Annotated in this window: 17 protein-coding genes; 14 read left to right on the top strand and 3 right to left on the bottom strand. The window is 70.8% G+C overall.

Annotated features, from left to right (window positions below; translation table 11 throughout):
• The 3 genes from ACFU7Y_RS20365 to ACFU7Y_RS20355 form a co-directional block, all read left to right on the top strand.
• Positions 1-684: MFS transporter (locus tag ACFU7Y_RS20365; RefSeq protein ID WP_380769131.1), on the top strand; the 684-nt coding region annotated here is incomplete at its 5' end.
• A gap of 135 nt (positions 685-819) precedes the next feature.
• A complete protein-coding gene (locus ACFU7Y_RS20360; protein ID WP_263454436.1) occupies positions 820-942 on the top strand; it encodes an SGM_5486 family transporter-associated protein in 123 nt (40 codons plus the stop codon).
• 122 nt (positions 943-1,064) lie between these two features.
• The gene (locus tag ACFU7Y_RS20355) at positions 1,065-1,592 is read left to right on the top strand and encodes a histidine phosphatase family protein (RefSeq protein ID WP_224274702.1); all 528 of its coding nucleotides are present in this window, start codon (positions 1,065-1,067) and stop codon (positions 1,590-1,592) included.
• A gap of 111 nt (positions 1,593-1,703) precedes the next feature.
• Here ACFU7Y_RS20355 and serB read toward each other — a convergent pair whose 3' ends face one another.
• Positions 1,704-2,960: a phosphoserine phosphatase SerB gene (gene serB, locus ACFU7Y_RS20350; RefSeq protein ID WP_224274704.1), complete on the bottom strand. Its 1,257-nt coding sequence runs from the start codon at positions 2,958-2,960 to the stop codon at positions 1,704-1,706.
• A gap of 222 nt (positions 2,961-3,182) precedes the next feature.
• Between serB and ACFU7Y_RS20345 the strand changes: the two genes are divergently transcribed.
• The 3 genes from ACFU7Y_RS20345 (at position 3,183) to ACFU7Y_RS20335 (ending at position 7,808) form a co-directional block, all read left to right on the top strand.
• A complete protein-coding gene (locus ACFU7Y_RS20345; protein ID WP_224274706.1) occupies positions 3,183-5,783 on the top strand; it encodes an FHA domain-containing protein in 2,601 nt (866 codons plus the stop codon).
• Positions 5,784-6,061: 278 nt separating this feature from the next.
• Positions 6,062-7,159, top strand: a complete 1,098-nt coding sequence (locus ACFU7Y_RS20340) for a GAF domain-containing sensor histidine kinase (protein WP_224274745.1) — start codon at positions 6,062-6,064, stop codon at positions 7,157-7,159.
• Entirely contained in the window at positions 7,152-7,808 is a 657-nt protein-coding gene (locus tag ACFU7Y_RS20335; protein WP_224274708.1) for a response regulator transcription factor, read from the top strand. Before ACFU7Y_RS20340 ends, ACFU7Y_RS20335 begins: the two co-directional genes overlap by 8 nt.
• Before the next feature lie 1,021 nt (positions 7,809-8,829).
• On the opposite strand, the gene ACFU7Y_RS20330 is transcribed toward ACFU7Y_RS20335, so the two are convergent.
• Positions 8,830-9,633 carry a hypothetical protein gene (locus tag ACFU7Y_RS20330; RefSeq protein ID WP_224274710.1) on the bottom strand — a complete coding sequence of 268 codons (804 nt, stop codon included), beginning with the start codon at positions 9,631-9,633 and terminating at the stop codon, positions 8,830-8,832.
• 149 nt (positions 9,634-9,782) lie between these two features.
• Between ACFU7Y_RS20330 and ACFU7Y_RS20325 the strand changes: the two genes are divergently transcribed.
• From ACFU7Y_RS20325 to ACFU7Y_RS20295, 7 genes are all read left to right on the top strand, one after another.
• Positions 9,783-10,574, top strand: a complete 792-nt coding sequence (locus ACFU7Y_RS20325) for an ABC transporter ATP-binding protein (protein ID WP_224274712.1) — start codon at positions 9,783-9,785, stop codon at positions 10,572-10,574.
• 120 nt (positions 10,575-10,694) lie between these two features.
• The gene (locus tag ACFU7Y_RS20320; protein WP_224274714.1) at positions 10,695-11,117 is read left to right on the top strand and encodes an NfeD family protein; all 423 of its coding nucleotides are present in this window, start codon (positions 10,695-10,697) and stop codon (positions 11,115-11,117) included.
• A 10-nt stretch (positions 11,118-11,127) separates the two neighbouring features.
• Positions 11,128-12,171, top strand: a complete 1,044-nt coding sequence (locus ACFU7Y_RS20315; protein ID WP_224274716.1) for an SPFH domain-containing protein — start codon at positions 11,128-11,130, stop codon at positions 12,169-12,171.
• Positions 12,172-12,353: 182 nt separating this feature from the next.
• The gene (locus tag ACFU7Y_RS20310; protein WP_224274724.1) at positions 12,354-13,112 is read left to right on the top strand and encodes a sulfite exporter TauE/SafE family protein; all 759 of its coding nucleotides are present in this window, start codon (positions 12,354-12,356) and stop codon (positions 13,110-13,112) included.
• Positions 13,113-13,150: 38 nt separating this feature from the next.
• Positions 13,151-13,330 carry a DUF1272 domain-containing protein gene (locus ACFU7Y_RS20305; RefSeq protein WP_224274767.1) on the top strand — a complete coding sequence of 60 codons (180 nt, stop codon included), beginning with the start codon at positions 13,151-13,153 and terminating at the stop codon, positions 13,328-13,330.
• Positions 13,331-13,439: 109 nt separating this feature from the next.
• A complete protein-coding gene (locus tag ACFU7Y_RS20300) occupies positions 13,440-13,745 on the top strand; it encodes a 4a-hydroxytetrahydrobiopterin dehydratase (RefSeq protein WP_224274726.1) in 306 nt (101 codons plus the stop codon).
• Between the two features lie 118 nt (positions 13,746-13,863).
• Entirely contained in the window at positions 13,864-15,840 is a 1,977-nt protein-coding gene (locus tag ACFU7Y_RS20295; protein WP_224274728.1) for a PQQ-binding-like beta-propeller repeat protein, read from the top strand.
• A gap of 101 nt (positions 15,841-15,941) precedes the next feature.
• Here the strand turns inward: ACFU7Y_RS20295 and ACFU7Y_RS20290 are convergent, their stop codons facing one another.
• A complete protein-coding gene (locus ACFU7Y_RS20290) occupies positions 15,942-16,472 on the bottom strand; it encodes an HNH endonuclease (RefSeq protein WP_224274729.1) in 531 nt (176 codons plus the stop codon).
• A gap of 291 nt (positions 16,473-16,763) precedes the next feature.
• Here ACFU7Y_RS20290 and tyrS point away from each other — a divergent pair, with 291 nt between their 5' ends.
• A complete protein-coding gene (gene tyrS, locus ACFU7Y_RS20285; protein ID WP_224274768.1) occupies positions 16,764-18,032 on the top strand; it encodes a tyrosine--tRNA ligase in 1,269 nt (422 codons plus the stop codon).
• The last annotated feature ends 462 nt before the right edge of the window (positions 18,033-18,494 follow it).

Raw genomic sequence — 18,494 nt, 5'->3', positions numbered from 1 at the left:
CTGCTGCTCTGGCTGCCGGTGCTGATCGCCAAGCGCGAGCGCGGCGAGCGGGCGGGCGGCAACGCCGTCCCGGCCAAGCTGCCGATCACCCGCAGCCGTACGGCCTGGGCGCTGGCCGGCTTCTTCGGCCTCCAGGCCAGCGGTGCGTACATGGTGATGGGCTGGCTGCCGAAGATCTTCCAGGACGCCGGCATCGACAAGGGCACCTCCGGGGTGCTGCTCGCGGTCACCATGGTGATCGGCGTGCCGGTCTCCTATGTCCTGCCCAACCTCGCCGCCCGCCGCGGTGACCAGCGGCCGTTCGTGGTCGTGCTGGCCTCGTGCGGCATCGCCGGCTACGCCGGGCTGGCGCTCGCCCCGGCCGGCGCGCCGTGGGTCTGGGCGGTCCTGGTGGGCCTGTCCAACTGCGCCTTCCCGCTGGTGCTGACGATGATCGGACTGCGCGCCCGGACGGCCGGCGGCGTCGCACAGCTGTCCGCCTTCGCGCAGGGGATCGGCTACCTGATCTCCGTTCCCGGCCTGATCCTGATCGGCCGGATCTACGACGTCACCGGCCAGTGGTACTGGCCGCTGGGCTTCCTGGCCCTGCTGCTGGTGCCGCAGATGCTGTTCGGCCTGCGCGCGGCGCTGGCGCGGTACATCGAGGACGAGGCGGTGCACCCGGGGGAGCAGACCAGGGCGTGACGTCCGACGGGGGTGTGTGACGCCGGGGACCGCACGCGGCGGTGAAGGGCGAGGACCGACGGGGAAGGTCAAGGCCTGGCCAAGGCGGTGGGGCCAGCGGACGGCGGGCGCGTTCGGGATGGGAGAATTCCGGACATGCCCGTTCTCGATCCTGATCCCACCGACGGCCGCAAGCAGCTCGGCCGCATCGCCCTCGCCTTCGGTGCCATCGTGGTGCTGGTGGCGATCATCGCCACCGTCGCGGCCACGATGGGCTGAGGGATTCCGTACGCCACCTGATGCCCTGGTGAACGGGGCTTGGTGAGACTCCTCGTCCCTCGGAGTGGTGGCATCCGGGAGCATCGCGCCGCCGGGCCGCTTTTCTGCCAAGCTTGCTGGGTATGAGCGCCGACACGCCCCGCAGGATCATCGTTCTCCGCCATGCCAAGGCCGACTGGCCGAACGGTGTGGACGACCACGAGCGGCCGCTGGCCGACCGGGGCCGACACCAGGCTCCGGACGCCGGCCGCTGGCTGGTCGACTCCGGCATCAACCCCGACTACGTGCTCTGCTCCACCGCGCTGCGCACCCGCGAGACCTGGAAGCTGGCGGCGCACGAGCTGCCCAAGCGGGCCCGCAAGACGGTGTACGAGGACCGGGTCTACGAGGCCAGCCCCGGTGAGATCATCGCCGTGCTCCAGGAGACTCCGGAGGAGTTCTCGGACCTGGTTCTGGTCGGCCACAACCCGGGTGTGCTGGGTCTGACCCAGGTGTTGGCCGGGGACGCGGGCGACCGGGACGCGCTGGAGCGGCTTCGGCTCGGGGGCTTCCCGACGGCGGCGATCGCCGTGCTCAGCTTCAGCGGCTCCTGGAAGGGCGTCGAGCCGGGCGTGGCCCAGCTGGTCTCGTACTACACGCCGCAGGACTGATCCCGGGAACGTACGTGAGGGGCGCGCGGACTTGATCCGCGCGCCCCTCGTGTACGTCCGAAGGCCCTCTTCGAGCGGGCCTCACTCCATCGGCCGTGGCCGGGCCGGCCCTTACTCGGTCGGGGTGCCGTGCAGCGCGTCGGCCGCCTCGACCTCCTCGCGGGTGATGCCCAGCAGGTACAGCACGGTGTCCAGGAACGGCACGTTCACCGCGGTGTCGGCGGCCTCGCGCACCACCGGCTTGGCGTTGAACGCCACCCCGAGGCCGGCCGCGTTCAGCATGTCCAGGTCGTTGGCGCCGTCGCCGATCGCCACCGTCTGCTCCAGCGGCACCTTCGCCTGCTCGGCGAAGCGGGCCAGCCAGCGTGCCTTGCCCGCCCGGTCCACGATCTCGCCGACCACCCGGCCGGTGAACCTGCCGTCCACCACCTCCAGGGTGTTCGCGGCCGCGAAGTCCAGCCCCAGCTGCTCCACCAGGTGGTCGGTGACCTGGGTGAAGCCGCCGGACACCACCGCGACCTGGTAGCCGAGGCGCTGGAGGGTGCGGATCAGGGTGCGCGCGCCCGGCGTGAAGCGGACCTCGGCGCGGACCTTCTCCGTCACCGAGGCGTCCAGCCCGGCCAGCAGCGCCACCCGGGCCCGCAGCGACTCGGCGAAGTCCAGCTCGCCGCGCATCGCCGCCGCCGTCACCTCGGCGACCTTCTCCTCGCAGCCCGCGTGGGCGGCGAACAGCTCGATCACCTCGTCCTGGATGAGCGTGGAGTCGACGTCCATGACCACCAGGCGCTTGGCCCGGCGCTCCAGCCCGGCCGCGACCACCGCGACGTCCACCCGCTGGGTGGCCGCCTCCTGGGCCAGCGCGGCCCGCAGCTCGTCGGTGGCGACACCGGAGACGGCCAGCTCGACCGCCGTCACCGGGTACTTGGCGAGCCTGAAGACACGGTCGATGTTGCCGCCCGAGGCGGTGATCCGGGAGGTGAGCGCGGAGACGGCGGCGGCCGTCAGCGGGTTGCCTAGCACCGTGACGTGCGAGCGGCCCTCACGGCGCGGCCGGTTGTCACCGATGCCGGAGAGGATCTCGGCCTGGAGCTTCTGCTCGTCGGCCCAGCGGTGGACGGTGGCCCGCAGCCCGCCCTCGGCGCCGGGTGTGGGGGGCTGGGTGACCAGGGCGCACAGCGTGATGCGGCCACGGGTGACGACCTGCTCGATGTCGATGACGTCGACGCCGAAGCCGGCCAGTGTCGCGAAGAGGCCGGCGGTGATGCCGGGGCGGTCCTTGCCGAACACCTTGACGAGCAGGGTGCGCTCGTCCGCGGTCCGGTGCTGGGCGGCGGGGAGGGGCTCAGCGGCCAGGGGCGATGCGTTCATGGTGCCTCCCACGCTACCGGGCGCTCGACGGCCCGGGGGCACCCGTCCCACCTCGCGGGACGCCACGGGTCCGGCTCGGTAGCAGCCTGGTCACAGTCACCCGGGCCGACTTTCATCGGCGGTCGGCGGGCTGGAATGATTCCCCCCGTCAATCACAGGAACATCGCACCCCTGGCCGGGGGCAACAATTCGGGGGAACCGAGAGAGCGGGGCAGGCGCGCAGTGCCGCAACTCGTCATTGAGATCAACGGACAGCAGCGGACTCTGGAGCCGGGGCGGTCCTACACCATCGGGCGCAACCCGCAGTCCGACTTCCCGTTCGACGACGCCAGGGTGTCCTGGCAGCACGGGACCATCAGCTTCAACGGCAGCGGTTGGCAACTGGACGACCACGGCAGCACCAACGGAACGTACGTGGCCGGCGCCCGCACCATGCAGGCCCAGCTGTTCCCCGGTGCCGTGGTCAACCTGGGCAACCCGGAGAACGGCCCCCGGCTCGGCTTCTCCGCACCCGCGCACGCCGCTGCTCCGCAGACCGCCCCGATGCACGAGGCCACCACCAGCCGTGGTCCGGTGCCCACGCCCCAGCAGCCCGCTCCGCAGCAGGGCTGGCCGCAGCACGAGCCGTACCAGCAGCCGCAGCAGGCCTGGCCGGGTCAGCCGCAGGCCCAGCCGCCGTTCCCGCAGCAGCAGTACGCGCCGCCGCAGGCCCAGCCGGCCCCGCAGCCGCAGCCCCAGCACGGTGGCTTCCCGCAGCAGCAGGGCTTCCAGGGCCCGCCGCAGCAGGGTGGCGACGGGCCGCAGCCGACCATCATCCGCAACCTGACGTCGGCGATGCGCACCGTCCGGATCGGTCGTGCGCTCGACAACGACATCGTGGTGTCCGACCTCCAGGTCTCCCGCCACCACGCCGAGCTGCGTCAGCTCCCGGACGGCCGCTACGAGATCGTCGACCTCGGCAGCCACAACGGCATCTTCCTCAACGGTCAGCGGGTACAGCGTCAGCTGATGGGCCCGCAGGACCGGCTGACCGTCGGCCACTCCGGCTTCGTCCTGGTCGGCGACCAGCTCCAGGAGTTCGTCGACACCGGCGCGGTCTCCTTCTCCGCCCGCCACCTGACCGTCGAGGTCGAACACAAGGGCGGCAAGAAGATCCTGCTCAACGACGTCAGCTTCGGCGTCCCGGAGAAGTCCCTGGTCGCGGTCATCGGCCCGTCCGGCTCCGGCAAGTCCACGCTGCTGCGCGCCCTCACCGGGTACCGCCCGGCCGACCGCGGCGAGGTCCTGTACGACGGCCGCAACCTCTACAAGCAGTTCGCCGAGCTCCGCTCGCGCATCGGCCTGGTGCCGCAGTCCGAGATCCTGCACCGCGAGCTCACCGTCCGAAAGGGCCTCAAGTACGCGGCCCGACTGCGCTTCCCCGGCGACACCGAGGCGCGCGAGCGCGAGGCCCGGATCGACGAGGTGCTGTACGAGCTGCGCCTGGACAAGCGTGCCGACAACAAGATCACCGCGCTCTCCGGCGGCCAGCAGAAGCGTGTCTCGGTCGCCCTGGAGTTGCTCACCAAGCCCTCGCTGATCTTCCTGGACGAGCCCACCTCGGGCCTCGACCCGGGCATGGACCGTGAGGTCATGCAGATGCTGCGAGGCCTCGCCGACGACGGCCGCACCATCCTGGTCGTCACCCACTCGGTGGCCGAACTCGCACTGTGCGACCGGCTGCTCGTGATGGCGCCGGGCGGTTCGGTGGCCTACTTCGGCCCGCCGGACGAGGCACTGCACTTCTTCGGGTACGAGACCTGGGCGGACGTCTTCCAGGCCTTCGAGAACTACCCGGACCACGACTGGGCCGGTCGCTACCGGGGCTCGGTGCACTACCAGCAGTACTCCGCACCCACCGTGGAGGCGGGCGAGGTGCAGCACGTCCAGGTCGCGCAGGAGGCCGTCAAGCCGCCGAAGCCGCAGAGCTGGGGCTCGCAGCTGTGGACCCTGATGCGCCGCTACATGTCGGTGCTCGCCTCGGACCGGGGCTTCCTGGCACTGTCGGTGCTGCTGCCTGCGGTCATCGGCGCGGTCAGCGTGCTGATCCCCAATGAACCGGGGCTCGCACCCAACCCGAAGACGCAGCTCCACCTCAACAGCGGGGCCGCGACGATCATGCTGATCCTGGCGATCGGCGCCTGCTTCTCCGGTGCGGCCAACTCGGTCCGTGAGTTGATCAAGGAACGGGCGATCTACGAACGGGAACGGGCCACCGGCCTGTCTCGCTCGGCGTACATGATGTCCAAGATCATTGTGCTGGGTATCTTCAGCGTGATCCAGGGCGCGATCATCTCCGCCGTCGGCTTCCTGCCGCGCAAGCTCCCCGAGCACGGCCTGATCGTCAGGAACCTGCCGATCATCGAGATGACCATCGGCATGATCCTGCTCAGCTTCGCTGCGATGATGTTCGGTCTGATGATCTCCGCGCTGGTGAAGACCGCCGAGAAGACCATGCCGCTGCTGGTCATGTTCGCCATCGTCCAGGTCGTCTTCACCGGCTGCCTCTTCCAGATCTTCAGCAAGCCCGGTCTGGAGCAGATCGCCTGGCTGATGCCGGCCCGTTGGGGCACCGGCATCGTGTCCACCACGCTCGACCTGTCCACGCTCATGGGCCCCTGGAACAAGGACTTCCAGAACCCCAACTACGACCCGCTCTGGAAGCACAGCGTCGCCCAGTGGGCGATCGACGCGGGCGTGCTGATCGCCATCTCGATCGTCATCGGCGTCCTCGTGACCCGGCTCCAGCGCCGGCACGAGCCCGAGGTCATGCAGAAGGGCTGACCCCTTCTCCGACAGCAGGCCGAGGGGCGGCTCTCCCACTGGGGAGGGCCGCCCCTCGGCGTTCCGGGCGGTCTCCCGAGGCTCCGGGTGGGCCCTGCGGCCTAGGTCCCCGGACCTGGGCCCGGGGCGGCCGCGGACGGACGCGGCGGTCGTGACGGCGGCGGTAGGTTGGCGGTATGCCCAGCACCACCGGAGACCACCGTGCCCACCGGGGCCCGCTGTCCGCCTGCGAACCGTGTCTGTCCGGGATCGAGGCCGTCAGCCAGGCGCTGCTCGCCATGAGCCGGCACCTGGAGGTCCGCGAGGTGCTGCGCCGCATCACCGCCTCGGCCCGGGGTCTGCTCGGCGCCGAGTACGCGGCCCTGGGCGTGCCCGACGACCACGGAGGCTTCGCCCAGTTCGTGGTCGACGGTGTCACCGACGAGCAGTGGCGGGCGATCGGCCCGCTGCCCCGGCAACACGGCGTGCTCGCGGCCATGCTGCACGAGACCGGCCCTACCCGGCTCGTGGACGTCCGCAAAGCACCCGCCTTCGAAGGGTGGCCCGCGGCCCACCCCGATATGGACGCCTTTCTCGGTATGCCGATCCTGGACACCGACGCGGCCGAAGACGAGCCGCAGGTGATGGGCGTCATCTTCCTCGCCAACAAGCGAGGCGGGGGCCTCTTCACCGACCACGACGAGGAACTGCTGCGGATCCTTGCCGCGCACGCCGCCCTCGCCCTCTCCAACGCCCGGCTGTACGAACGCAGCCGCGAGCTCACACTGGCCGGCGAGCGTGCCCGGATCGCCCATGACCTGCACGATGCCGTCTCGCAGAAGCTCTTCTCGCTCCGGCTCACCGCCAAGGCGGCCGCCAAGCTCGTCGACCGTGACCCGGCCCGGGCGCGCGCCGAGCTTGCCGAGGTCGCCCGGCTGGCCGCCGAGGCCGCCGACGAACTGCGCGCCGTCGTCGTGGAACTGCGTCCCGCCGCCCTGGAGGAGGACGGGCTGAGCGCCACTCTCGCCTCCCAGGTACAGGTCCTCGACCGGGCGCACACCGCCGATGTCGTCTTCGCCGCCGACGGCGTCCGGGCGCTGCCGCCCGCTCAGGAGGCTGCGCTGCTGAGAGTCGCCCAGGAAGCGCTGCACAATGCGCTGCGCCACTCCGGCGCCCGCCGGGTCACCGTCACCCTGGCCGGGACGCCTGTGCGCGGTGCGGTGCTGCGCGTGCACGACGACGGGCGCGGCTTCGATCCAGAGTCCGTCCGTCGGGCCGGCCGCCACCTCGGCCTGGCCTCGATGCGCGACCGCGCGGCCGCCGTCGGCGGCACGCTCACCCTGGAGTCGGCCCCCGGCCGGGGGACGCTCGTCGAGATGGAGGTCCCCGGTGCCTGAGAGCACACCGTCGATCCGTGTCCTGCTGGTCGACGACCACCAGGTGGTTCGACGAGGGCTACGCACCTTCCTGGAAGTTCAGGACGACATCGACGTGGTCGGGGAGGCCGCCGATGGGGCGGAGGGCGTCGAGCGGGCCCGTGAACTCGACCCTGACGTCGTCCTGATGGACCTCAAGATGCCCGGCGTCGACGGCATCGAGGCGCTGCGCACGCTCAAGGGGGAGGGCAGCCGCGCCCGGATCCTGATCGTCACCAGCTTCACCGAGCACCGCACGATGGTTCCCGCGCTGCGGGCCGGTGCGGCCGGGTACGTCTACAAGGACGTGGACCCGGAGGCGCTGGCCGGGGCGATCCGTTCGGTGCACGCCGGCCACGTTCTGCTCCAGCCTGAACTGGCCGAGGCTCTACTTTCCGACGATGGCCCGCGCGCTCCACAGGGCCGCGGCGGCACGCTCACAGAGCGCGAGCGCGAAGTGCTCGGTCACATCGCCGATGGCCGCTCCAACCGGGAGATCGCCCGCAGCCTGCACCTCTCGGAGAAGACGGTGAAGACCCATGTGTCCAACATCCTCATGAAGTTGGACCTGGCCGACCGCACCCAGGCAGCACTCTGGGCCGTTCGCCACGGCGAGACCCGCGAGGGGTAGTGCGCTGGGGGCGCGGGGAGTTGGTGCGGACGCCGTGCCGATCGGCAGGTTTTCGGCCAGGACAGGCGTCAAACGGGGGTCCTGCATGTGCTGTTCGGCAGGGATCGCCGGAATTGGGGCGATGTGTAGTCAGTCGGCTGTGCCAGGCTGATCGCCGACACCGATCCCGAGGGAGGGCCGGATGAACGCGATGTGCAGTGAGTGCGGGCCTGTCGTACCGGCCCATGAACTTGAGTTGACGTGCCGCATGTTCGATGAGCCTCCGATGTCCGGGCCTGGGTCGCAACCGATTGCCGAGGGCGGAAATCGAGGACGGGAGCCAGGTGGACGCTCGTCCGGGTGCCAGGCGGCGAGAGTAGATGTCCGCGCAGCCGAGGCCATCGAGCGTGGAGCGAGCTTGGTTCGGGAGGCAGTCCGAGAGCGGGACGCCTACGGGCCGGAGCTGCTGAGGCGCCGGCTCCGGATGCGGCGTTGGCAGTTCAACCTGGCACGGGAACGTGAACTGATCCCAGAGCCGGACCTCGAAAACGGCACCTGGTCGGCCCTCGTCGAGGCGCAGCTGAAGGCCCGTGCCGAGGAGATCATCCTCGCGCTGGGCGCTGTGCCTCCAGTGGGGGTGGCCAAAGCAGCCACGGTTCTGGGCCATACCACCGGCCTGTTGGTGATCGCCGAAGACATCAGGCGGCTTGCCGCCGCAGGGGAGCTGCGCCCCTGCGGCGGATATCGAGGCTGGCCGACATACAGCCGGGAGGCCTTGGCCGCCGTCCCACGTGCCGCGGTGGAGCAGGTCGTCAGGAAACGTATGCACAAGGCTGCGGCCACGGCGCGGGCCGCCTCCGAGGCGGCGGAGCAACGGCTTGCGGAGAGCTACTCGGTGGAGGAGGCAGCCGAAGTCCTGGGGTGGTCCCGGTGTCGGCTGTCAGCAGCTACGGCGCAGGGAAGCCTGGCCGCCGGGCCCGACGGCAGGTACGAGCGCGCCGAGGTAATCGCGCTCGCCGCCGACCCCGGGAGCCGGCACCTCTCAGCGGTCGTCTCGCTCGTCGACGAGGGCGTTGTAGGCGGCCACCTGGGCACGTCGGGCCGTGCGCCGCAGCGGGGCCAGGAGGGACTGGCGGGCCGCCATCTCGGAGGCGCTGACGGCAGCGCCGTGGCTGCCGGAGGCGATGGCGAGCAAGGCGGATACCTGGCGGGCCGACTCCAGCACACGGACGGCCCGGGGTGGGTAGCCGGGGGCGAGCAGCTTGCTGTGTCCTCGACGGCGGTAGGCATCGAGGGCGCGCAGGGCCTCGGGCCCGGCGCCAGCCACGTTGAGGCGGGTGAGCATGACGGTCGCCTCGCGCAGCCCGTCCGCCAGCTCACGTTCCGCCTCGTTCAGAGAGGGCACGTCCGCCGGCGGTGTGTCGTTGACCTCGGAACAGCGCCACAGCACGGTTGCCGAGCGGTCTCCAACCGGGCCGTACACCTCCACCTCCGGCACCAGGCCGAGCGGTGCGCCCACGGCCAGGACGGCCTCACCCGCACTCATGGCCTGCTCGTTGAAGGCCTTCGGGCCGGTCAATCCGAGCGGGTGCCCGGCTGAGGGCAGAGCGAGACGCAGGCCCTTCACGCCGAGCACCCGCAGCCGCCCCAGCGCCCAGGTCAGCCCGTGCTGTTCGCCAGGCTCGTCACCGGGCAGATCGGTAACCCGGTGGATCTCGTCCGCACCCAGGACAGCCGCAGCGGCGTCGTCCGGCGGCACCAGGCCGGCCAGCAGGGCGTTGCCCCATGCGGTGAGCCGCCCCGAACGGGGCTCTTCGTACGGATTGTCGGCAGGAGTCGCGAGCATCCGGCCAGCCTACGGAATCGGCGGTCATCCGCGTGGCGTAGGTTTGCCCATGCGTGTGCGGCGCACCCACCCCGTGCCCACCGGCTGCCGGAGTAGGCCCGCCGCCCGCACCGACGGCCGAGAATCTTGTTTTTGGGGAAGGCATAGGCATGAGCGACGTGCTGGAGCTGGTGGACGTATCCGTGGTCCGGGAGGGGCGCGCGCTGGTCGACCAGGTCTCGTGGTCCATCTCCGAGGGCGAGCGTTGGGTCATTCTGGGCCCGAACGGCGCCGGCAAGACCACGCTGTTGCAGATCGCCTCCTCGTACCTGTTCCCGACCTCGGGCAAGGTCACAGTGCTGGGTGAGAAGCTCGGTGAGATCGACGTCTTCGAGCTGCGTTCCCGGATCGGCCTGGCCGGCGCCGCCATGTTCGACAAGCTGCCGGCCGAGCAGACCGTGCTCCAGACCGTGCTCACCGCCGCGTACGGCATGACTGTCAGCTGGCAGGAGACCTACGAGCAGTCGGACGAGGCCCGTGCCCTCGCCCTGCTCGACCGCCTCGGCATGGCCAACCTCACCGACCGCAAGTTCGGCACCCTCTCCGAGGGCGAACGCAAGCGCACCCTGATCGCCCGCGCCCTGATGACCGACCCCGAGCTGCTGCTGCTTGACGAGCCCGCCGCCGGCCTGGACCTCGGCGGCCGTGAGGACCTGGTCCGCCGACTCGGCGCGCTCGCCCAGGACGAGTTCGCTCCGGCAATGGCGATGGTCACCCACCACGTCGAGGAGATCGCGCCGGGCTTCACCCATGTCATGATGATCCGTCAGGGGAAGGTGCTCACTGCCGGCCCGATCGACACCGAGCTGACCGCCCGCAACCTCTCCAAGTGCTTCGGCCTGCCGCTCACCCTGGAGCGGCACGGAGACCGCTGGTCGGCCCAGGGTCTGCCGCTGGGCTGAGGCCCCGTCCGTTGGTTCATCCGGAACGCCGTCGGAACCGGTCGCACACGCGACCGGTTTCCGCCCCTCGACCTGCGGGAACTGTCCGCTTCGAAGGCCTTCGCTCCCTAGGATGGATGTGTGGACAGCTGGATCTGGTGGCTTCTGGCCGCCGCAGGGCTCGGCATACCGCTGGTGCTCACCGCGATGCCGGAGTTCGCCATGTTCGCGGTCGGGGCGCTGGCCGCCGCCGGTGTGGCCGCGCTGGGCGGGGGAGTGGTCCTGGAGACCGTGACCTTCGTCGTCGTCTCGGTCGCACTGGTGGTCTTCGTCCGCCCGATCGCCTATCGGCAGCTTCAGAAGGGCCCGCAGGTCAAGATGGGCATCGAGGCGCTCCAGGGCGCCACCGCGGTCGTCGCGGAAACCGTCGACGGGGAGGGCGGGCGGATCAAGCTGAACGGTGAGATCTGGTCGGCCCGTGCGCTCCATCCGGGCCAGGTGTACCAGCCCGGGCAGCAGGTCGACGTCGTCGAAATCCAGGGCGCGACCGCCCTGGTCGTCTAGGGGAGAGTCCGTGGAACCCGTCCTTATCGTTTTGGTCGTCCTGGTCGTGGTGGCCTTCATCGCGCTGATCAAGACGATCCAGGTCATCCCGCAGGCCAGCGCCGCGATCGTGGAGCGCTTCGGCCGCTACACCCGGACGCTCAACGCAGGGCTGAACATCGTCGTCCCGTTCATCGACCGGGTCCGCAACCGGATCGACCTGCGCGAGCAGGTCGTGCCGTTCCCCCCGCAGCCGGTGATCACCCAGGACAACCTGGTCGTCAACATCGACACCGTCATCTACTACCAGGTGACCGACCCCCGCGCCGCGACGTACGAGGTCGCCAGCTACATCCAGGCGATCGAGCAGCTGACCGTCACCACGCTGCGCAACATCATCGGCTCGATGGACCTGGAGTCCACCCTGACCTCGCGCGAGGTCATCAATGCCGGCCTGCGTGGCGTCCTGGACGAGGCCACCGGCAAGTGGGGCATCCGGGTCAACCGCGTCGAGCTGAAGGCGATCGAGCCGCCGACCTCCATCCAGGACTCGATGGAGAAGCAGATGCGCGCCGACCGGGACAAGCGCGCTGCGATCCTCACCGCCGAAGGCCAGCGCCAAGCCCAGATCCTCAAGGCCGAGGGTGAGAAGCAGGCCGAGGTGCTCAAGGCCGAGGGTGAGGCGCAGGCCGCGGTCCTGCGCGCGGACGGTGAGGCGGCCGCGATCCGGACGGTCTTCGAGGCCATCCACGACGGCGACGCCGACCAGAAGCTGCTCGCCTACCAGTACCTCCAGACTCTGCCCGAGCTGGCCAAGGGCGACTCCAACAAGCTCTGGATCATCCCCAGCGAGGTGGGCGACGCGCTCAAGGGCCTCGGCGGCGCCTTCACCGGCCTGACCGGCGGGGTGAACGGCGGCGCGGTCGCGGCGCCCAGCGTTCCGCAGGCTGCCCCCGCGGCCACCCAGGTGCCGCTGGACCCGGCGTCCGGCCCGCGGCCGGTGGACACCGAGAAGGGCGCCGCCCGTCCCCGGGTGGACCCGGCGCGGGAGTACCCGAAGATCGACCCGGAGTGATCGGTCGAACCTGCTTCGCCGCGGGCCTGCTGCCAAGAGGTGGCGGGCCCTCGGCCTTTCGCGGTGCCGAATCGTGCCTACCGGGCGCTGTGGCGTGCGTCCCGAATCGTGGGCGGGTCTGGTCGGCCCGCAAGGCCGTCCGGCATGATCCCCTCGGACAGGACCGAGAGGAGAGGTGACCCATGACGCTCTGGGAGTCGATCGCCGTCCTGGTGGCCGGCGTCGGCGCCGGGATGATCAATGTGATCGTCGGCTCCGGCACCCTGATCACCTTCCCGGTTCTGCTCGCCGTGGGTATCCCTCCGGTCACCGCCAACGTCTCCAACTCCTTCGGCCTGGTCCCCGGCTCGCTCAGCGGCGTGATCGGGTACCGCCGCGAACTGGTCGGCCAGGGCCGCCGCGTGCTGCGCATGGGCATCGCGTCACTGCTCGGCGGGCTGGTCGGCGCGATGCTGTTGATCAAGCTGCCGAGCGGGGCCTTCGACGCGATCGTCCCGGCGCTGATCCTGCTCGCGCTCGTCCTGGTGGTGATCCAGCCCCGGGTGGCCAAGGCCGTCGCCGCCCGTCGCCGCCCCGGCGGCGATCCGGACGGCAGCCAGGTGCTGCTGGCCGGGGTGTTCCTGACCGGCATCTACGGCGGCTACTTCGGCGCCGCGCAGGGCGTGCTGCTGATGGCGCTGATGGGCATGCTGCTCCAGGACGACCTCCAGCGGATCAACGCGGTGAAGAACGCCCTGGCGATGATCGTCAACGCAGTCGCCGCGCTCTTCTTCCTCTTCACCTCGACCGTGAACTGGGCCGCCGCCGGTCTGATCGCGGCGGGCTCGCTGGTCGGAGGCCTGCTCGGCGCCAAGGTCGGCCGCCGCCTCCCGCCGACCGCGCTGCGCGGGGTCATCGTGGTGGTCGGCCTCGTGGCCGTCACCAAGCTGTTGCTGAGTTGAACGAACGTCAGACCGTATGCAGGTCGGAGGAGTACGCCATGGCCCTGGAGATGCGTGAGAGCTGCGAGCGCTGCGCGGTGTCGCTGAGCGCGGACGGCCGCGCCTCGATATGTTCCTACGAGTGCACCTTCTGCACGGACTGCACAGAGGCCATGGCCGCCGCCTGCCCCAACTGCGGCGGCGAGCTCGTGGCCCGTCCGCGTCGGAAGGCCGCCTGACACCGGAACCCCGGACATCCCGGAACCCCGGACATCCCGGAACCCCGGACATCCCGGAACCCCGGACATCCCGGAATCCCGGCACCCCCGACCCACCAGGAGCGCGGCGATGACCAGCAGGGCACGGCTGAACGAGGACGAGATCACAGCGGCCCTGGCGGCGCTGCCCCAGTGGACGCGGGAGGGCGACAGCATCGCCCGCAGCGCCGACGCCCCGGACTTCCCGGCGGCGATCCGGGTGGTCGTTGCCGTCGCCGAGCAGGCCGAGGCGCTCGACCACCACCCTGACATCGACATCCGCTGGCGCACTCTGCGTTTCGTCCTGTCCACCCACAGCGCCGGCGGCCTCACCGGGCTGGACTTCACCCTCGCCGCCCGGATCGACGGGGCCCTGCGCGCCGAGTCGGCAGCCTGACGCGACGCCACCGAGGAGCCCGGGACCGTACGACCGAGGGCCCGGGCCGCGTCACCGGGCGGGCGTGAGATGCTGACTGCCGCATCGGCAGACAGGCGGCTCGGGAGGGACGGAACGGATGGCGCAGGAGCCCTTCGGAGACGCCCACTCCCCGCAGCCGTGGTCGCCCTCGGGCCACTCGGACTGGCAGAACGGCGGGTACACCGAGCAGCAGCAGACACCGCAGCAGCCGTCGCAGTGGCAGCCGCAGCCGGGCTACGCCTCGGCCGAGTACGGGCAGCAGCAGCCGCAGTTCGGCCAGGGCGCCCACGGGCACACCGGCTACGACCAGACCGGCTATGACCAGAGTGGGTACCACCAGGGCGGGTACGGCCAGGTCGGCTATGGCGAGGGCGGCTACGCCCAGGACCAGTACGGCGGACAGGAGCAGTACCAGCCGTATCCGCAGTACCCGGACCACGCGCAGCAGCACCAGGCGTACGCGACGTACGCCACCATGCAGCAGCCCGCCGAGGAGGGGCTGTACGTCCCGGCGGGGGCGGGGTACTCGGCGGACGGCTACGTGCACGTCGAGGAGGCCGAGCCGGCGCCGGCGCTCGTCCCCGAGAAACCTGCGGAGACTTCTCCGGAGCAGGCTCCCGTGCCGCAGGCCGGGACCGCCGCGCCGTCGCGGGCCGCTGCCCGTCGAGGTGCCGGCGGCGGTGCCGGTGCCGGTGCTGGGGAGGGCTCCGGCTCCTCGCTTTCCGCCAAGGCCCGGAAGGCCGCCGACGCGGTGCTGACAGGGGAACACGTGCCCAGCCGCAAGGCCCTGCTGGTGCGGACCGGCGCCGGGGTGGTCGCGCTGGGAGTGCTGGTGGCGGCCGGGCTGATGGTCGGCACCGAGGGCGGTGGCAGCGCGGCGGCGAGCAGCAGTGGTGAGCCGGGCTTCGCGGTGGCGCACACCCGGGCGTGGGCCGCGCAGCCCGCCGCGGCCGGTTCCTCCGCGGGCGACGACACTCTGATCGGCAGCTGGCTGCTGGCCGACGTGGTGGTCCGGGCCGACGGCTCCGGGGTGCACGCGTACGACCGGGCGGGTGGCAAGCCGACCTGGTCGGTGGAGCCGCCGGCCGCAGGGGCCGTCCCGTGCGGGCTGTCGGCGGGGGTGAACCAGGCGGGCCTGGGCGCGGCGCTGTTCCGTCCGCAGCCCGATCCGAAGAGCCCCTGCACGCTGGTGGCCGCGGTGGACAGCAAGACCGGCAAGACCGCGTGGACCAAGACCCTCTCGGACACCAAGGGCGGCTACTCGGCCCGGGTCGGCGTCACCGAGGACAAGGTGGTCGCCGTCGGCGACGACCGCGTGCTGGCCTGGGAATCGGCCGACGGGAAGGACGTCTGGCAGTACACCGGGCAGGGCAAGTTCTGCACCCTGTCCGGCGGCGTCAGCGGCAAGACCGTGCTTGTCGCCTCCTCCTGCGCCGACTCGACCCCCGCCGACCAGGCCGTGGCGCTGAACATCCTGGACGGCAAGGTCGGCTGGTGGCGGGGCCTGAACAACCAGCCGAAGACGGTGACCGTGTTGTCCGCCGAGCCGTCCGTGGTCCTCACCACCGGGGAGAAGCCCGAGGCCGACCGGGTGTTCGCCTGGGGCGCGGGCGGCGACCCAGCCGCCGAGATCCCGGTGGCCGTCGACGGCGGTCGGCTGGACGTCGCGCACGGTGCGTTTTCGGCCACTCCCGGCGTGTACTTCGAGGGCCGCACGATGGTCACCACCCTGGCACCGCCGAACGGCGGCGGGCCGGTGGCCGCGGTCGGCTACGACCTGGACACCGGCAAGCAGCGCTGGAAGGTGCCGACCGCCGCCAAGGGCGCCGTCCGGGCGGTCGGCATCGACGGCGGGTCGCTCGTGCTGGCCGCCGACGAACGCCGCGACCAGCCCGCCCGCCTCAGCCGGTTCCCGCTGGCGGGCGGCCGGGAGGCGATCGGCGGCAACTTCCCGCCCGGCACCGGCTCGCTGCTGATCTCCGGACGGGTGCTGATCGGCGGCGGGCAGGTGGTCGTGGTACCCGAGCACTCGACCAACTACGGCACGGCGGCGGGGTACAAGGCGAAGGACTGAGGCCTTCCGCCCTGGTCCACGCCCATGCCGCCCCCACCCGCCGCCGTCCTGACAATGAGAGTTTCCTCAGGTTGAGAGCGTCCTCGCTCCCGGGAACCGCCTCACGCGGCGGAGACGGGCCGGCCCGGTACGGTCGGCAGCCAGTCGGCGAGGTCCCGGACCTCCGAGCTGCGCAGACCGAGCGCCAGCATCAGGCTGGCCTGCGGCGTCGGCACGAACGGGCGGCGCAGTAGCTTCATCCCGGCCTGCTCCGGCGTGCGGTCCGCCTTTCGCTGGTTGTCCTCCGGGCACGCAGCTACGGTGTTCATCCAGCTGTCGGCACCACCGCGCGACTTGGGCTGGAGGTGGTCCACCGTGGTGGCCCGCCGGCCGCAGTACGCGCACAGGTGCTGGTCCCGGGCCAGGACGCCCCGCCGCGACCACGGAGCCTGTTGTCGGAATGGCACCCTTACGTACCGTTGCAGTCTGATCACCCGAGGCACCGGGACGGCCACGCCCGTTCCCCGGATCGAGCGCAGCGGATGCGCCTGCTCCACCACCGCCTTGTCCTGGAGCACCAGGACGACGGCGCGCTGGAGCGACACCGTCGTCAGGGGCTCGTAGCTCGCGTTCAGAACCAGCGTGTTGCGCACTCGGCACACCCTTCCCGCGGGCGTGCCACGGCGGCACGACCGTCTCCACACACGTCACTGCCGCCGCACGGCGGTGGAACCACTCTGAATGGGCCCGCAGCCGTCGAACAACGGAATTTCCGGTATCGGGGAGGGACCCGCGAGGGCGGGCCACCCGACCCGGGGGTGCCTCGGGGAAAACTCGCTGGCCGGAACCGCGTAGGCTCTAACAGGCTGGAGTCGTATCGACCCGGGGCCCGACCGAATCGGGCCGGCACCGGGCGGACGCCCGATCGAAGGAGAAGCGTGACCGTGACGGACATCGTCGACGAGCTGCGGTGGCGAGGGCTGATCGCCCTGTCCACTGACGAGGACGCACTGCGCAAGGCGTTCGCGGACGGCCCGGTCACGTTCTATTGCGGCTTCGACCCGACGGCCCCCAGCCTGCACCTGGGCAACCTGGTGCAGATCCTCACCATGCGCCGCATCCAGCAGGCGGGGAACCTCCCGCTCGGCCTGGTCGGCGGTGCCACGGGCCTGATCGGCGACCCGAAGCCCACTGCCGAGCGGGTGCTCAACGATCCCGAGACGGTGGCCGGCTGGGTCGAGCGCCTGCGCGGCCAGATCTCGCGCTTCCTCGACTTCGAGGGCCCGTACGCGGCGCGGATGGTCAACAACCTGGACTGGACGTCCGGGATGTCGGCCATCAGCCTGCTGCGTGACGTGGGCAAGTACTTCCGGGTCAACAACATGATCGCCAAGGAGGCTGTCGCTCGACGGCTCAACTCCGACGCAGGCATCAGCTACACCGAGTTCAGCTACCAGATCCTCCAGGGCATGGACTACCTGGAGCTGAACCGCCGCTACGGCTGCGCCCTGCAGACCGGTGGCAGTGACCAGTGGGGCAACCTGACCGCCGGCACGGACCTGATCCGCAAGGCCGACGGCAAGTCCGTCCACGCGCTGGCCACGCCGTTGATCGTCAAGGCCGACGGCACCAAGTTCGGCAAGACCGAGTCCGGCACGGTCTGGCTCGACCCCGAGCTGACCACCCCGTACGCGTTCTACCAGTTCTGGCTGAACGCGGACGACCGGGACATCCCCAACTTCCTGCGGATCTTCAGCTTCCGCTCGAAGGAGGAGATCGAGGAGCTGGAGCGCGAGACCACCGAGCGCCCCGCTGCCCGCCTTGCCCAGCGTGCCCTTGCCGAGGAGCTCACCACCCTGGTGCACGGCGCGGAGCAGTACGAGCGCGCGGTCGCCGCGTCCAAGGCGCTGTTCGGCCAGGGCGACCTCGCCGACCTCGAGGCCGCGACTCTGGCCGCCGCCCTGGCCGAGGTCCCGAAGGCTGAGGTGTCCGAACTCCAGACGGTGGTCGACCTGCTGGTCGCCGTCGGCCTGTCGCCGAGCCGCTCGGCTGCCCGCCGGACGATCAAGGAGGGCGGTGCGTACCTCAACAACGTCAAGGTGACGGACGAGGAGGCGGTGCCGACCGAGGCCGACCTGCTGCATGGCCGCTGGCTCGTGCTGCGGCGCGGCAAGCGGAACCTGGCGGCGGCGGAGCTGGTTGCCGCCGGCTGACGGGTCTACGGACCGGCCGGCCTGAGGCCAGGCTGAAAGTGCACCCGCTCTGAGCTGCGGCTTTGAGCAACGAGGGCCGGATCTGGACAGATCCGGCCCTCGACGTTTGACGATGTCGGCCGGGTGGCCTAGTGTTGAACGAGTCGCTGGAGCGGCCACCTCACTCAGCACAACCCACTCTCACTCTGATCCCCATGAAAATTGGGCACTTCGGCGTTCCCGCCAATCAGGTGAGTGTGAATTCCGAGTAACACTCGGAATGCGCTAGTGTGGTGGATGTCGCAAAAAGCGGGCCCGACCAGTTCGGGAAGTTGGGTGAATGAAACTCCGGAAAACGGAGCGGAAAACGTCTGATAAGCTGGAAACGCGAAAGAACGAAGCCCGGAGGGCCTGCTGGAAGGCGGTCCGAAGGAAGCGTCCGTTCCTTGAGAACTCAACAGCGTGCCAAAAGTCAACGCCAGA

This window comes from Kitasatospora sp. NPDC057542, assembly GCF_042801945.1.
Taxonomy (GTDB): domain Bacteria; phylum Actinomycetota; class Actinomycetes; order Streptomycetales; family Streptomycetaceae; genus Kitasatospora.
This window is presented reverse-complemented; position numbering and strand designations above follow the sequence as displayed.